15 protein-coding genes are annotated in these 14,362 nt (G+C 70.2%); 11 read left to right on the top strand and 4 right to left on the bottom strand.

What is annotated here, in order from left to right:
• The first annotated feature begins 20 nt into the window (after window positions 1-20).
• The 3 genes from RI138_RS12910 to ccsB are packed head-to-tail and all read left to right on the top strand — an operon-like array spanning window position 21 to window position 3,596.
• Complete coding sequence (locus RI138_RS12910) at window positions 21-743, top strand: cytochrome c biogenesis CcdA family protein (protein ID WP_311122881.1); 723 nt, start codon at window positions 21-23, stop codon at window positions 741-743.
• Window positions 744-747: 4 nt separating this feature from the next.
• Window positions 748-2,517: a cytochrome c biogenesis protein ResB gene (gene resB, locus RI138_RS12905; RefSeq protein WP_311120030.1), complete on the top strand. Its 1,770-nt coding sequence runs from the start codon at window positions 748-750 to the stop codon at window positions 2,515-2,517.
• Window positions 2,514-3,596, top strand: coding sequence for a c-type cytochrome biogenesis protein CcsB (gene ccsB, locus RI138_RS12900; protein ID WP_311120029.1), 1,083 nt, complete (start codon window positions 2,514-2,516; stop codon window positions 3,594-3,596). Before resB ends, ccsB begins: the two co-directional genes overlap by 4 nt.
• A gap of 89 nt (window positions 3,597-3,685) precedes the next feature.
• On the opposite strand, the gene RI138_RS12895 is transcribed toward ccsB, so the two are convergent.
• On the bottom strand, window positions 3,686-4,147 hold the full coding sequence (locus RI138_RS12895) for a PLD nuclease N-terminal domain-containing protein (protein WP_311120028.1): 462 nt from the start codon (window positions 4,145-4,147) through the stop codon (window positions 3,686-3,688).
• A 143-nt stretch (window positions 4,148-4,290) separates the two neighbouring features.
• Here RI138_RS12895 and RI138_RS12890 point away from each other — a divergent pair, with 143 nt between their 5' ends.
• Together RI138_RS12890 and mqnP are read left to right on the top strand one after the other, a co-directional pair.
• Window positions 4,291-5,748, top strand: a complete 1,458-nt coding sequence (locus RI138_RS12890) for a menaquinone biosynthesis decarboxylase (protein ID WP_096628976.1) — start codon at window positions 4,291-4,293, stop codon at window positions 5,746-5,748.
• Window positions 5,745-6,668 carry a menaquinone biosynthesis prenyltransferase MqnP gene (gene mqnP / locus RI138_RS12885; RefSeq protein WP_096628899.1) on the top strand — a complete coding sequence of 308 codons (924 nt, stop codon included), beginning with the start codon at window positions 5,745-5,747 and terminating at the stop codon, window positions 6,666-6,668. The genes RI138_RS12890 and mqnP overlap by 4 nt, the downstream gene beginning before the upstream one ends.
• 35 nt (window positions 6,669-6,703) lie before the next feature.
• On the opposite strand, the gene RI138_RS12880 is transcribed toward mqnP, so the two are convergent.
• On the bottom strand, window positions 6,704-7,330 hold the full coding sequence (locus RI138_RS12880) for a rhomboid family intramembrane serine protease (protein ID WP_311120027.1): 627 nt from the start codon (window positions 7,328-7,330) through the stop codon (window positions 6,704-6,706).
• A 121-nt stretch (window positions 7,331-7,451) separates the two neighbouring features.
• Here RI138_RS12880 and RI138_RS12875 point away from each other — a divergent pair, with 121 nt between their 5' ends.
• Window positions 7,452-8,138 carry a UbiX family flavin prenyltransferase gene (locus RI138_RS12875; protein WP_096628902.1) on the top strand — a complete coding sequence of 229 codons (687 nt, stop codon included), beginning with the start codon at window positions 7,452-7,454 and terminating at the stop codon, window positions 8,136-8,138.
• Between the two features lie 16 nt (window positions 8,139-8,154).
• Here the strand turns inward: RI138_RS12875 and RI138_RS12870 are convergent, their stop codons facing one another.
• Window positions 8,155-8,301 carry a hypothetical protein gene (locus RI138_RS12870; protein WP_179500185.1) on the bottom strand — a complete coding sequence of 49 codons (147 nt, stop codon included), beginning with the start codon at window positions 8,299-8,301 and terminating at the stop codon, window positions 8,155-8,157.
• Between the two features lie 121 nt (window positions 8,302-8,422).
• Between RI138_RS12870 and RI138_RS12865 the strand changes: the two genes are divergently transcribed.
• The 5 genes from RI138_RS12865 to RI138_RS12845 all read left to right on the top strand — a co-directional run bounded on the left by RI138_RS12865 (window position 8,423) and on the right by RI138_RS12845 (window position 12,920).
• Window positions 8,423-8,878, top strand: a complete 456-nt coding sequence (locus RI138_RS12865; RefSeq protein ID WP_096628904.1) for an Lrp/AsnC family transcriptional regulator — start codon at window positions 8,423-8,425, stop codon at window positions 8,876-8,878.
• A 49-nt stretch (window positions 8,879-8,927) separates the two neighbouring features.
• Window positions 8,928-10,091, top strand: coding sequence for an aminofutalosine synthase MqnE (mqnE, locus tag RI138_RS12860; RefSeq protein WP_096628905.1), 1,164 nt, complete (start codon window positions 8,928-8,930; stop codon window positions 10,089-10,091).
• A 136-nt stretch (window positions 10,092-10,227) separates the two neighbouring features.
• On the top strand, window positions 10,228-10,764 hold the full coding sequence (locus RI138_RS12855) for a GNAT family N-acetyltransferase (RefSeq protein ID WP_311120026.1): 537 nt from the start codon (window positions 10,228-10,230) through the stop codon (window positions 10,762-10,764).
• A gap of 77 nt (window positions 10,765-10,841) precedes the next feature.
• Window positions 10,842-11,135, top strand: coding sequence for a DUF4229 domain-containing protein (locus RI138_RS12850; protein ID WP_096628908.1), 294 nt, complete (start codon window positions 10,842-10,844; stop codon window positions 11,133-11,135).
• Window positions 11,136-11,537: 402 nt separating this feature from the next.
• Complete coding sequence (locus tag RI138_RS12845; protein ID WP_096628910.1) at window positions 11,538-12,920, top strand: dicarboxylate/amino acid:cation symporter; 1,383 nt, start codon at window positions 11,538-11,540, stop codon at window positions 12,918-12,920.
• 83 nt (window positions 12,921-13,003) lie between these two features.
• Here RI138_RS12845 and RI138_RS12840 read toward each other — a convergent pair whose 3' ends face one another.
• Window positions 13,004-14,251, bottom strand: coding sequence for an alpha/beta hydrolase family protein (locus tag RI138_RS12840; RefSeq protein ID WP_311120025.1), 1,248 nt, complete (start codon window positions 14,249-14,251; stop codon window positions 13,004-13,006).
• Window positions 14,252-14,362: the final 111 nt, after the last annotated feature.

Raw genomic sequence — 14,362 nt, 5'->3', positions numbered from 1 at the left:
CCGCGGCCAACGAGACCGTGATGAGCGGGACCCTGCTGGTGTCCCTGCCCATCGCACTGCTGGCCGGTCTCGTCTCCTTCTTCTCGCCCTGCGTGCTGCCGCTCGTCCCCGGCTATCTGAGTTACGTCACCGGGGTCACCGGCACCGACCTGGCCGAGGCCCGGCGCGGCCGGATCGTGACGGGCGCCACGCTCTTCGTCCTCGGCTTCACCGTCGTCTTCGTCTCGGGCGGGGCGCTCTTCGGCTTCTTCGGCCGGGAGCTCCAGATGCACGCCGAGGTGATCAACAAGGTCCTCGGCGTGCTGATGATCCTCATGGGGGTCTTCTTCATGGGCTTCCTGCCGGGCGTGACGCAGCGCGAGTTCCGCATCCACAAGCGGCCGGTGAGCGGACTGGCGGGCGCGCCGCTGCTGGGTGCCCTCTTCGGGATCGGCTGGACGCCCTGCATGGGCCCGACGTTCGCCGCCGTGAGCACGCTCGCGTTCAACGAGGGCACCGCCGGACGCGGCGCGATACTGACCGTCGCGTACTGTCTCGGACTCGGTGTCCCGTTCGTTCTGGCCGCGGTCGCCTTCCGCAAGGCGCTCGGCGCGTTCGGCTGGGTCAAGCGCCACTACGCCTGGGTCATGCGGATCGGCGGCGGCATGATGATCGTGACCGGAATCCTGCTGCTGACCGGGGCCTGGGCCACGCTCATGCAGCAGATCCAGAGCTGGTCCAGCGGCTTCGTTGTGGGGATCTGAGTTCATGAGCAACGCGAACAGCACCGACGAGCGGGAGCGCGCGGACGAGGGGGAGCAGGGGTCCGCCCACGGCGCGGCCGGCGACCGGCTCTCCACCGCACCCCGCGAGGAGCGGCCGGAGACCGACACCGGGGCCGGTGTGCCCGCGATGGGGGTGATCGGCTGGGCCCGCTGGTTCTGGCGCCAGCTCACCTCGATGCGGGTCGCGCTGATCCTGCTCTTCCTGCTCTCCCTCGGCGCGATTCCGGGATCGCTGATCCCGCAGACCAGCGTCGACGAGGTGAAGGTGCAGGCCTTCAAGGACCAGCACGCCACGCTCACCCCGATCTACGAGAAGCTCCAGCTCTTCGACGTCTACAGCTCGGTGTGGTTCTCCGCGATCTACATCCTGCTGTTCGTCTCGCTCATCGGCTGCATCGTGCCGCGCACCGGCCAGTTCGTCGGCCAGCTGCGCAGCCGCCCGCCGGGCGCCCCGAAGCGGCTGACCCGGCTGCCCGCCTACACCACCTGGCGCACCGAGGCGGAGCCCGAGGAGGTCCGCGAGGCGGCCCTCCTGGTCCTGCGCGGGCGGCGGTTCCGCTCGCACGAGGTGGGCGACGCGGTCGCCGCCGAGAAGGGCTACCTCCGCGAGGCCGGGAACCTGGTCTTCCACCTCGCCCTGATCGTGATGCTGATCGCCTTCGCCGCGGGCCAGCTCTTCAAGTCCGAGGGCGGCAAGCTGATCGTCGAGGGCGACGGGTTCTCCAACACGCTCACCCAGTACGACGACTTCAGGTCCGGCTCGCTGTACGACTCCGACTCGCTGGCCCCGTTCAGCTTCGTGCTCGACGAGTTCGTCGGTACGTACGAGGAGAGCGGCCCCCAGCGCGGCACCCCGCGGACCTTCGAGGCCCGGGTGACGTACACCGAGGGAGCCGAGGGCCCCGAGCGCAAGGCCGTCATCAAGGTCAACGAGCCGCTCGTCGTGGACGGCACCAAGGTCTATCTGATCGCCCACGGCTACGCGCCCGTCGTCACCGTCCGGGACGCCAAGGGCGAGGTCGTCTCGCGCAGCGCCGTGCCGCTGCTGCCGATCGACAACAACATCACCTCGACCGGCGCGATCAAGGTGATGGACGGCTACCGGGACAAGACCGGCGAGAAGACCCAGCTGGGCTTCAAGGCGTTCTTCGTGCCGACCTTCGCGGGGCAGGGCAAGGGCCAGATGTTCTCGCAGTTCCCCGGCCTGCAGTTCCCGGTGCTGGCGCTCAGCGCCTACCACGGCTCCCTGGGCGTCGACTCCGGTCTCGCGCAGAACGTCTACCAGCTCGACACGTCCAAGATGAAGCAGTTCAAGGACGAGGACGGCGAACTGCTCAAGAAGATGCTGATGCCCGGCGAGAAGCTGGAACTGTCCGACGGCGCCGGATCGATCACCTTCGAGGGCGTCGAGGAGTGGGCCAGCTTCCAGATCTCGCAGCAGCCGGGCAACGGCTGGGCGCTCACCGGATCCGTCGCCGCCATCGCCGGACTCGCCGGATCGCTGTTCATCCAGCGCCGCCGGGTGTGGGTGCGTGCGGTCCGGGGCGCGGACGGCGTCACCGTCGTGGAGATGGCGGGCCTGGGCCGCAGCGAGTCCGCGCGGCTCCCCGAGGAACTGGGCGACCTCGCGGCCGCCCTGATCACGACGGCGCCGGTCGCCCAGGAGAAACCTGCCGCGCCCGACGCCACCCACGAGGCCGGGAGCCGGCCCGTACACCCTGCCGAAGCACCTGCCGAAGGGGCTGAGAAGTGAATCTCGCCGCCGCGACCAACCAGAGCCTGGCGGATATCAGCAATGTGCTGGTCTATTCGTCGATGGCCGTCTACACCCTGGCCTTCTTCGCGCACATCGCGGAGTGGGTCCTCGGCAGCCGCAGCAAGGTCGGCCGCACCGCCGCCGCACTGTCCGGCTCCGCAGCCGGTGCTTCCGCCGACGCTTCCCCCGTGAGCGCGCAGGCCGGCGGTACGGCCGTGCTGGAGCGGCCCAAGGTCGTCACCCGCGCGGTCTCCGGTGCGCGGGACGTGCCCGACGGCCCGGGGGCGGCGGGCGGCACGTTCAAGGGCGACCTGTGGGGGCGGATCGCGGTCTCGCTGACCGTGGTGGCGTTCCTCGTCGAGGCGGGCGGCGTCCTCACCCGCGCCCTCTCCGTGCAGCGGGCCCCCTGGGCCAACATGTACGAGTTCTCGATCACCTTCTCCACCGTGGCGGTCGGCTCCTACCTGGTGCTGCTCGCGCTGGGGAAGAACGCCCGCTGGATCGGCCTCCCGCTGGTCACCACGGTCCTGCTGGACCTCGGTCTCGCGACGACGGTCCTCTACACCGACAGCGACCAGCTGGTACCCGCGCTGGACTCGTTCTGGCTGTGGATCCACGTCTCGACCGCCATCATCTGCGGCGCCGTCTTCTACCTCGGAGCGGTCGGCACGGTCCTCTACCTCTTCCGCGACAGCTACGAGACCAAGCTCGCATCCGGCGGCACGCCCGGGAAGTTCGCCACCTCCGTCCTGGAGCGGCTGCCGTCGGCGTCCTCGCTGGACAAGTTCGCGTACCGGATCAATGCGGCGGTCTTCCCGCTGTGGACGTTCACGATCATCGCCGGCGCGATCTGGGCGGGCGACGCCTGGGGCCGGTACTGGGGCTGGGACCCCAAGGAGGTCTGGTCCTTCATCACCTGGGTCGCCTACGCCGCTTACCTGCACGCCCGCGCCACGGCCGGGTGGAAGGGCCGCAAGGCCGCCTACCTGGCCCTCGTCGCCTTCGCCTGCTGGCTGTTCAACTACTACGGCGTGAACATCTTCGTCTCCGGCCTGCACTCCTACGCGGGGGTCTGAGGCCCGTCCCGCCGCAACGGAGAACGGCCCCCGGGAGGACGCAGGTCCTCCCGGGGGCCGTTCCGTGTCTCCGGTGCCGTACCGCCAGGTCAGGGCGTGGCGGGCGGGGCCGTGTCGTCGGGGCCCGTGCTGCGTTCGCGGCGGATGCGGTCCTTCTCGGCGTCGCTCTCCGCGTCCGGCCGCGGCGCCTCCGGCTGCGGAGCCTTCGGCTCGGCGGCGTCCTTCCCGCCCCCGCCGCCGTCGTCCTTGCCGCTGTCGTCCTTCGGGCTGTCACCCTTGAGCGACTTCAGGAAGTCGGGGTTGTCGTCCGGGGCCACCCACTGCGTCCGCCTGCCGCGCTGCCACGAGGAGGGCGCGCCGACCCCGGCCGCCCCGTGCCGCACCTTTCCGGCCACGAGCCAGCCGATCGAGCCGACGACCCAGAAGAGCAGGATGATGAAGACCCAGGCGATCTTCGGCAGGTGCTTCGTCTCCTCCTCGGGGGTGTTCAGGCAGTCGATGAAGGCGTAGATCATCAGAGCCATCGGCACGAGGATCATCAGGGCTCTCATGGTGCGTCCCCCAGGAAGTGGCGGTGGGGCGTGATGCGTCCCCGGTGTCGCGGCCAGGGTACCGGCTCCGCGCCGAGGATCCGGGGCCCGTCGGCGGGGAGCCCGGGCGGGGCGGCGCGGGCGGGGATGACAAACTGGACCGCATGGCTTACGACGATCTTCGCTCCCTGCTCCGGGCCCTCGAACGCGACGGTGATCTCAAGCGCATCAAGGTCGAGGTCGACCCCCACCTGGAAGTCGGTGAGATCGTCGACCGGGTCAACAAGGCCGGCGGCCCCGCCCTGTTGTTCGAGAACGTCAAGGGGTCCTCGATGCCCCTGGCCATGAACGTCTTCGGCACCGACCGGCGCCTGCTCAAGGCGCTCGGGCTGAAGTCGTACAGCGAGATCAGCGACAAGATCGGCGGGCTGCTCAAGCCGGAGCTGCCGCATGGCTTCGTCGGGGTGCGGGAGGCCTTCGGGAAGCTCGGCTCGATGGTGCACGTGCCGCCGAAGAAGGTGAAGTCCTCCGACGCGCCGGTCCAGGAAGTGGTACTGACCGGCGACGACGTCGACCTGGACCGGCTGCCCGCGCTGTTCACCTGGCCCGAGGACGGCGGATCGTTCTTCAACCTGGGCCTGACCCACACGAAGCACCCCGAGAACGGCGTACGGAACCTGGGTCTCTACCGGCTCCAGCGCCACGACAAGCGCACCATCGGGATGCACTGGCAGATCCACAAGGACAGCGCCAACCACTACCAGGTCGCCGCCCGGCGCGGCGAGCGGCTGCCCGTCGCCATCGCGTTCGGCTGCCCGCCCGCCGTGACGTACGCCTCCACCGCCCCGCTGCCCGGGGACATCGACGAATATCTCTTCGCCGGGTTCATCCAGGGCAAGCGGATCGAGATGGTCGACTGCAAGACCGTGCCGCTCCAGGTCCCCGCGCAGGCGGAGGTCGTGATCGAGGGCTGGCTGGAACCGGGCGAGATGCTCCCCGAGGGCCCGTTCGGGGACCACACCGGCTTCTACACCCCGCAGGAACCGTTCCCCGCGCTGACCATCGACTGCGTCACCATGCGCAAGCGGCCGCTGCTCCAGTCCATCGTGGTGGGCCGCCCGCCGACCGAGGACGGGCCGCTGGGCCGGGCCACGGAGCGGTTCTTCCTGCCGCTGCTGAAGATCGTCGTGCCGGACATCGTGGACTACCACCTGCCGGAGTCGGCGAGCTTCCACAACTGCGCGATCGTCTCGATCGACAAGAAGTACCCGAAGCACGCTCAGAAGGTGATGAGCGCGATCTGGGGCGCGCACATGATGTCGCTGACCAAGCTGATCGTCGTGGTGGACGCGGACTGCGACGTCCACGATCTGAACGAGGTCGCCTGGCGGGCGCTCGGCAACACCGACTACGCCCGTGACCTCACGGTCGTCGAAGGCCCGGTCGACCACCTGGACCACGCCTCGTACCAGCAGTTCTGGGGCGGCAAGGCGGGCATCGACGCCACCCGGAAGCTGCCCACGGAGGGCTACACCCGGGACGGTGGCTGGCCGGAGATGGTCGTCTCCGACCCGGAGACGGCGGCGAAGGTCGACCGCCGCTGGAAGGAGTACGGGCTGTGAGCAGCGCGGCGGAGGCGGCGGCGTCCGTACCCGGTTCCGCGCCCTCGGGCAGCAAGGTCAAGTCGTTCCTCCGGCTCGTGATGATCGAGCACTCGGTCTTCGCGCTGCCCTTCGCCTACATCGCCGCGCTGACCGCGATGTTCCGGCTGGACGGCACCATCGGCTGGGGTGTCCTGCTGCTCGTCACGCTGGCGATGGTGGGGCTGCGGACCTTCGCGATGGCCGCCAACCGGATCATCGACCGGGAGATCGACGCCCGTAACCCGCGCACCGCGGGCCGGGAGCTGGTGACCGGTGCGGTGTCGGTGAAGTCCGCGTGGACCGGGGCGCTCGTCGCGCTCGCCGTCTTCCTCGGCGCCGCGGCCCTGCTCAACCCGCTCTGCCTGGCGCTCGCGCCGCTGGCCGTCGTGCCGATGGTGGTCTACCCGTACGGCAAGCGGTTCACGAACTTCCCGCACGCGATCCTGGGCCTCGCGCAGGCCATCGGGCCGGTCGGCGCGTGGCTCGCGGTGACCGGCAGCTGGTCGTGGGACGCGGTGATCCTCGGGCTCGCCGTGGGGATCTGGATCGGCGGCTTCGACCTGATCTTCGCCTGCCAGGACGTCCAGGCCGACCGGGCCCACGGGGTGCTGTCCTTCCCGGCCCGCTTCGGCATCCCGGCCGCGCTCTGGGGTGCGCGGGTCTGTCATGTGATCACGACCGGGCTGCTGGTCTGGTTCGGGCTGGCCACGGACGCCGAGTTCTTCTACTGGACGGGCATGGTGATCGTCGCGGTGGCGTTCGTCTACGAGCACCGCGTCGTGCGGCCGCACGACCTGTCCCGGCTGAACCGTGCGTTCTTCTCGGTGAACGGCTTCATCGGCATCGCGCTCTTCGCCTGTGCGCTGCTGGACCTGCTGGTGCGCGGCCTCACCCCGTGAGGCCTCACCTGTAGGGCGTCACCCCGTGAGGCTTCTCAGACCGTGACCAGGTTGTCCCGGGGCCCGGGCGGGCGGCGGAAGAAGAAGGCCGCCGCCACTCCGCCGGCCAGGCCGAACAGGTGCCCCTGCCAGCTGACGCCCGAGTCGGTGGGCAGGACGCCCCACAGCAGGGAGCCGTAGACCACGGCGACTCCGATGCCTATGAGGACGTCCCAGGGGCGGCGGTCCACGAAGCCCCGGACCAGCAGATAGCCCAGCAGCCCGAAGACGACGCCGGACGCGCCGAGCGTCACCGTGTACGCCGGGGCGGTCAGCCAGACGCCGACGCCGCTGATCACGATGATCGTCGCGACGACGGCGGCGAACCGGCGCAGCCCGCCCAGGGCGGCTATGAAGCCGAGGACCAGCAGCGGGACGCTGTTGGAAGCGACGTGCTCCCAGCCGCTGTGCAGGAAGGCGGCGGGCACCACATCGCGCAGCTCCGCGATCTCGCGGGGGCTGATGCCGTAGGTGTCCAGGGCGTGCCCGGTCATCACGTCGATGCCTTCGAGCAGCCAGAGCAGGGCCACCCAGCTCACCATCAGGATGCCGGCGGTCAGCGCGCGTGCGCCGCCGGTCGTGGTGGAACTCGTGTCGCGGCCGGTGGTCCAGTAATCGCCCATGGTCTGCCCCTGCCCCTGGGTTGCCCGTCATCCGTTGAACGTCCGGGGCCGCCGCCCGGTTCCGGGTGCGGGGCGCCGCGGTGCGCCGGATAGGCTCGCAGATGTGGAATCCGGGACATCAGTGACTCATCAGCAGCGGCGGCCTTGGATTGTCGGGGTGTCCGGCGCTTCGGGGACCCCGTTCGCGGCGGCCGTGCTGCGCGGGCTTCTCGCGGCCGGCGAGAGCGTCGATCTGGTGGTGAGCCGGGCCTCGCGGCTCACCCTGCTGGACGAGACCGCCATCGCTTTCCGGGACGGGCACTGGCGCGAGGACCTCGCAACCTGGCTGGCGCGGGGCGCGGACGGGAAGCCGGACGCGTTCGCGGTGGGCGGCGCGGAGCTGGAGCGCGTACGCCACTGGCCCGCCGGGGATCTGGCGGCCGGGCCGTCCTCCGGGTCGTACCCCGCGAAGGGGATGCTCATCGTGCCGGCCTCGACGGCCTGTGTGGCCGGAGTGGCGCTCGGTCTGTCGAAGGATCTGCTCCAGCGGGCCGCGAGCGTGACGCTCAAGGAGCGCCGCCCGCTCGTCGTCGCGGTGCGCGAGACCCCGCTGAGCGGCCAGACGCTGAAGCAGATGGTGGCCCTGGACGAGGCGGGCGCGGTCGTGCTGCCCGCCTCTCCGGCGTTCTACGCGGGCGCGACGCACATCCAGGACCTGGTGGACTTCGTCGCGGGGCGGGTGCTGGACGCGGCAGGCGTGCCGCACCGGCTGTACCGCCGCTGGGAAGGAGAGCTCGGTGGCGGCTCCCGCAGCGCTCAGGACCTGTAGGTCCGGGTCGGCCGGGTCAGCGCTTCTTGGACGGGCGCGGGGCGCGGGTCTTGTCGACGCGGTGGGCGGCGGCGGGCTGGTGGGCACGCGAGCGGTTGGCCAGGTCCTGCAGCTCGCGCATCCGGGCGTAGGCCATCTCGATCGTGTACACGGTGAAGTTCACTCCTGAAGATTCGAAAGCTTTTCTTGGATGTTCTAGAAGATTTGCAGGGTCGAAGCCCTGCATGCCTTAGATTCTACACGTAAACTCGCGGTACTGCTGAACAATGGAAGGTTTCAGGCATATGGACGCGGTGGACAGGCAGCTCATCCAGGCCCTCAGGGAGAACGGCAGGGCCTCGTACGCCGAGCTGGGGCGGCTCGTGGGGCTCTCCGGCCCCAGCGTCACCGACCGCATCAATCGGCTGGAAACCGCCGGTGTCATCACCGGTTACCGCGCCACCGTCGACTCCGCCTCGCTGGGCCTCGGAGTCACGGCGCTCATCGGGATCTCTCTCTCGGACGCCGCCGACCACGAGGATGTGGCGCGCCGGCTGAAGGACCTCGCGGAGATCGAGGACTGCTGGTTCATCGCGGGCGACGACTCGTACATGCTCAAGGTGCGCATCGGAGACGTGGACGGTCTGGAGAAGACGATCCGCCGCCTGAGCGGGACGAAGGGTGTCTCCCGGACCCGTACCACGATCGTGCTCTCCACCAAGTGGGAGAACCGGGTCGGGGAACTTCCCGAGGAGTCGTAGGCGTACCGTTGGGCGGAGTCTGTTGTACGGAGATATGGGAGGCGCCCTAGTGGACGCGGGACTCAAGCGCGAGCTGGAGGAGAAGGTCCGGGCCGGCGAGCGGCTGACCCGCGAGGACGGGATCGCCCTCTACGAGTCCGACGACCTGGCGTGGCTCGGCGGGCTGGCGCACGAGGTGCGCACGCGCAAGAACGGCGACGTGGTGCACTTCAACGTCAACCGTCACCTCAACATGACCAACGTGTGCACCGCCTCGTGCGCGTACTGCTCGTTCCAGCGCAAGCCGGGCGAGAAGGACGCGTACACGATGCGCATCGAGGAGGCCGTCCGCCTCGCCAAGGCGATGGAGGGCGAGAACCTCACCGAGCTGCACATCGTCAACGGACTCCACCCCTCCCTGCCGTGGCGCTACTACCCGCGCTCGCTCAGCGCGCTGAAGGAAGCCCTGCCGAACGTGGCGCTGAAGGCGTTCACGGCGACGGAGATCCATCACTTCGAGACGATCTCCGGCCTCACCGCCTCCGAGATCCTCGACGAGCTGATCGAGGCCGGTCTCGAATCGCTGACCGGCGGCGGTGCGGAGATCTTCGACTGGGAGGTCCGCCAGCACATCGTCGACCACCGCACCCACTGGGAGGACTGGTCGCGCATCCACCGCCTCGCGCACGAGAAGGGGCTCAAGACCCCCTCGACGATGCTGTACGGGCACATCGAGGAGCCCCGGCACCGCGTCGACCACGTGCTGCGGCTGCGCGAGATGCAGGACGAGACCGGCGGCTTCCAGGTCTTCATCCCGCTGCGCTACCAGCACGACTTCGTCGACATGAAGGACGGCAAGGTCCGCAACAAGCTCCAGGCGCGGACGACGATGGCGACCGGCGCCGAGGCGCTGAAGACCTTCGCGGTCTCCCGGCTGCTCTTCGACAACGTGCCGCACGTCAAGGTGTTCTGGGTGATGCACGGTGTGCAGACCGCCCAGCTCGCCCTCCAGCACGGCGCGGACGACATGGACGGCTCGGTCGTCGAGTACAAGATCACGCACGACGCCGACGACTTCGGTACGCCGAACAAGCTCGGCCGTGAGGACCTGCTGGACCTGATCCGCGACGCCGGTTTCCGGCCGGTGGAGCGGAACACCCGGTACGAGATCCTGCGCGAGTACCCGGGCCCCGACGCGGACCGGCGCGAGTCCCCGCAGCCGATGCGGGTCTGAGGCGCACGCCCCCTGCTCGTCCCCGCAAGCCCCGGCCGCTGTCCTCGGCCGGGGCTTGTCCGCGTTCCCGAGCGCGTCCCTGTTCGCGGGGCGGACCGGGTTGAGATGCTGATCGCGTAATGGTTAATCTTGCCATATGGCACTTACCTTCGAGCTGGATCCCGCGTTCTCGCCCGCCCTGCGCGACGGCATCACCGCCCTGTGGGCCGATGTCACCAACGCGGGCGGCGCCGTCGGCTTCGTGGCGCCCGTCACCCCCGAGGAGATCCGGCCCGATCTGCTCAAGCACCTCGCCGCCATCGAGAAGGGCCGCGTCCGGCTGCTGGTCGGCCGGGACGAGGGCGGTGCCGTCGTCGCCACCGCCTTCCTCACCCTGAACGACCACCGGCTGCACCAGCACTGGCTGATGCTCTACACCGTGATGGTCCATCCCCGCCTCCAGGGCAAGGGGTACGGTCGCGACCTGATGGCGGCCGCCGCCGACGCCGCGCGCTCCATCGAGGGCATCGAAGCCATCCGCCTCACCTGCCGGGGCGGCACCGGGAACGACAGCTTCTACGCCGCCTGCGGCTACAAGGAGGTCGGCCGGGTTCCGGACGCGATCCGGCTGGCCCCCGGCGACGACCGCGACGACATCATCATGCTGCTCCCGCTCGGCCCGGCAGCCCCCTGAACCGAGAGAATCCGGGCCATGCTTCACTGGACGGGCAGGACTGTGTCGAGAGAGTTGATGGGAAGAGAGGGCCAGCCGTGTCCGCTGCCAAGTCGAGCGCGATGATCCGGTACACCGCGCTGCGCCTGATGATCTTCGTAGGCTGCTTCCTCGTCGCCGGTGTCGCCGTCCACTTCGGGCTGATCCCCTCCGGGCTCGGCGGCTCCAACATGGTCTGGGTGATCCTGCTCGGCCTCATCCTCTCCGCGCCCCTGAGCTATGTGCTGCTGCGCAAGCAGCGCGACGAGCTGTCCGAGCAGATCGTCTCCACGGTCGACCGGACCAAGGCGCGCCTCGACGCCAACCGCACCCGCGAGGACGCCGTTCAGTAAGGTTCCTCACACGCGCGCGCCGCGCGTGCCGCCTTTTCGCCGGGCCCCGTGCCGGAGCAGACCGCTCCCGCACGGGGCCCTCGGCGTTTTCCGGACACTGCGCGGCGGGAAAGCGCCACCTCGGAGCCAAAGAGAAGCTTTGAGGTTCTCAAAGTTCAAGTGTTAACGTATTCGGCATGAAGACAGCTGTGCGCCTCCGTCATGCCGCGAGCATCCCGCTCGTGGCGCGCCTGCATGTCGATCTCTGCCGCTGTATGTCCGCGGTCTGTTGCCGCGAAGTCTGATCCGGCATCATGCAGCGGCGCCGCCCCTGACGCGGGCGCCGCGACCCCGTCCCCGTTCCACCGCACGACCGTACGGGTGTCCCCGTACGTCCCGATGCGTCCCCACTGGAGTGTGTCCGTGTCCGCGAACTCCGCGTCCGCCGCCCCCGAGGCCGAGCAGCCCACCGGCTCCGGCCCCGGTTTCCGTATACCCAAGGTCCCGTTCTGGGCCCAGATCGTCGCCGGTCTGGTCCTCGGCGTGCTGCTCGGCTGGCTGGCTCGCAGCCAGGACCTCGGCTGGCTCGTCACCACCCTCGACGAGATCGGTTCGCTCTTCGTCCAGCTGCTGAAGCTGGCTGTCGCGCCGCTCGTGTTCTTCGCGATCCTGGTGTCGATCACCAACCTCCGCAAGGTCAACAACGCCGCCCGGCTGGCGACCCGCACCCTGCTCTGGTTCATGATCACGTCGCTGATCGCGGTCGCCATCGGCCTCACGATCGGCCTGGTCACCAACCCGGGCTCCGGCACCGGCCTCACGCCGAAGGACGGCGCGCTCTCCGAGACCAAGGGCAGCTGGATCGACTTCCTGACCGGCATCGTCCCGGACAACGTGATCACGCCGTTCACCGAGCTGAACGTGCTCCAGATCGTGTTCATGGCCGCCGTCGCCGGTATCGCCGCCCTCAAGCTCGGCGAGAAGGCCAAGCCGATCCTCACCCTCAGCCAGTCGATCCTGGAGCTCCTCCAGAAGGCCCTGTGGTGGGTCATCCGCCTCGCCCCGATCGGCACCGTCGGCCTCATCGGCTACGCCATCGCCGACTACGGCTGGGACCTCATCGGCAAGTACGCGACGTTCACCGCCGACGTCTACATCGGCTGCGCCCTGGTGCTGTTCGGCGTCTACCCGCTGCTTCTGGCCACGGTTGCCAAGGTCAACCCGCTCCAGTTCTTCAAGGGCGCCTGGCCCGCGATCCAGCTCGCCTTCGTCTCCCGCTCCTCGGTCGGCACCATGCCGGTCACCCAGCGCGTCACCGAGCGCCTCGGCGTTCCGAAGGAGTACACCTCCTTCGCCGTCCCGTTCGGGGCGACCACGAAGATGGACGGCTGCGCCGCGATCTACCCGGCGCTGGCGGCGATCTTCATCGCGCAGATCTTCGACGTGCAGCTGGGCATCGGCGACTACGTGCTCATCGCCTTCGTCTCGGTGATCGGTTCGGCGGCCACCGCCGGTCTCACCGGCGCGACGGTCATGCTGACCCTCACCCTGTCCACGCTGGGCCTCCCGCTGGAGGGCGTCGGCCTGCTGATGGCCATCGACCCGATCCTGGACATGATCCGCACCGCCACCAACGTGGCCGGCCAGGCGGTCGTCCCGGTCATCGTCGCGGCCCGCGAGAAGATCCTCGACCACGACAAGTACAACTCGGCCTCGGGCTCCCCGATCGACTCCTTCGGCCAGGAGGACGACGTGCGGGACGCGGAGCAGATCGACCGGAAGGTCGCGGTCCCGGCGACCGCGTAACCCGGCACCCCTGTGGGGCAGCGCCCCCGGTCCACGTATGCACGCAGATACGCGGACCGGGGGCGCTGTCGTGTTCCGTACGGTCAGGGCTGCTGGAAGAGGACTTCGGGGTCGGCCGGGGCCGGGCCGTTCAGCAGCGGGGCCGCCCGCCCGCGCAGGGTGCGGTCGAAGAAGGCGGCCACATAGCTCCGGGTGATCGTGGTCGAGCGGGCGGCGGAGAGCGGGGCCTCCGGGTCCTCCAGGCCGAGCTGCTCACCGATCTCCGGGGTGTCCGTGAACGTGAAGTGCCCCGCGTCGCGCACCGTCAGCCACCGCTTCCAGCCGGCCAGCCGGTCCCAGCCCTCGTCCCAGGACGTGTCGTCGCCGGGCCCGTGCCCGGGGTGGGTCCCCAGCATCAGGAACGGCCGCCCGCCGAGCCCCGTCGCGGGCACCGGGTCGAAGAAGGTGCCGTCCATGTTGACCCCCGCGTCCACGCGGAGGTCGGCGGCCATGGTGGACGCGGCCGCGTTGCCCCCGATGGAGTGGCCCGCCATCCCGACCCGGTGCCGGTCGATCATCCGGGCGTACCGCCAGGACGCGTGCGGGCCGGTCAGCCGGTCCAGCAGGAACGAGAAGTCGGCGGCCCGACCGCCGGAGACGGCGGCCAGCACCTTCCGCCGGCCGGCGTCGTCGGGCTGCGCGCTCACCCGGTCGCACGCGGCGCAGGTGAGGACCCGCCCGTCGGGCAGCCGCGTACCGGTCGACTCGTACGGATGGTCCGCCGTCGCCACGACGTAACCACGGCTCGCCAGATCCTCGGCGAGCCCGGTCAGGGTGGCCCGGGGCGTCCCGAACCCGGGGGAGAGCAGGACCAGCGGGAACCGCCCCGGGGCGGGCCGGGCGGCGGTACGGGCATGGGTGCGGGTGGCGCTGACGAGGGCGGGCGGCACGACGTCCTCCAGCCCGCGCTGCGCGAGCATGAGCCGCGCCTCCTCCTCCGCCATGTACGGGGCCGGGGCGCCGCCGCTGCCGGGCCGGGCCGGGTAGTGCAGCGACACCAGCAGCTGCCGCGCCCCCGCCGAGGGCACCCAGGGGTCGGGCCGCGTGTGGTCGGTGAGGAACAGGGTGTCGCGGCCGGTGGCGTACGGGCCCGTGGGGCGGGGGAGCGCGAGGGCGGAGGGGGTGCGGTCCCCGGGGGCAGGGGCTGAGGCGGAGGCCGCAGGAGGGGCTGCCGCCGTGGCCGGTCCGGTCGCGGCGGCGGGTGCGGCCGCGCCCAGCAGCGCGGTCAGTGCCGTCAGGACGGCCGCTGCGGCCGCAGCGGCCGGTCGTCGGTTGCGGAGGAAGATCGCCATGTCCGCAACGCTAGGCGGGCGTCCGGGGCGTGCGCATCGGACGCCGGGTGGACCGGTGTCGGACCACGGGAGGACCCAGCAGGCTTCTCCCGGCCCCCGGCCGACGCCAAC

This window comes from Streptomyces durocortorensis, from assembly GCF_031760065.1.
Taxonomy (GTDB): domain Bacteria; phylum Actinomycetota; class Actinomycetes; order Streptomycetales; family Streptomycetaceae; genus Streptomyces.
Note: the sequence above shows the minus strand (reverse complement) of the source record. Positions and strands in the feature narration are given on the sequence as shown.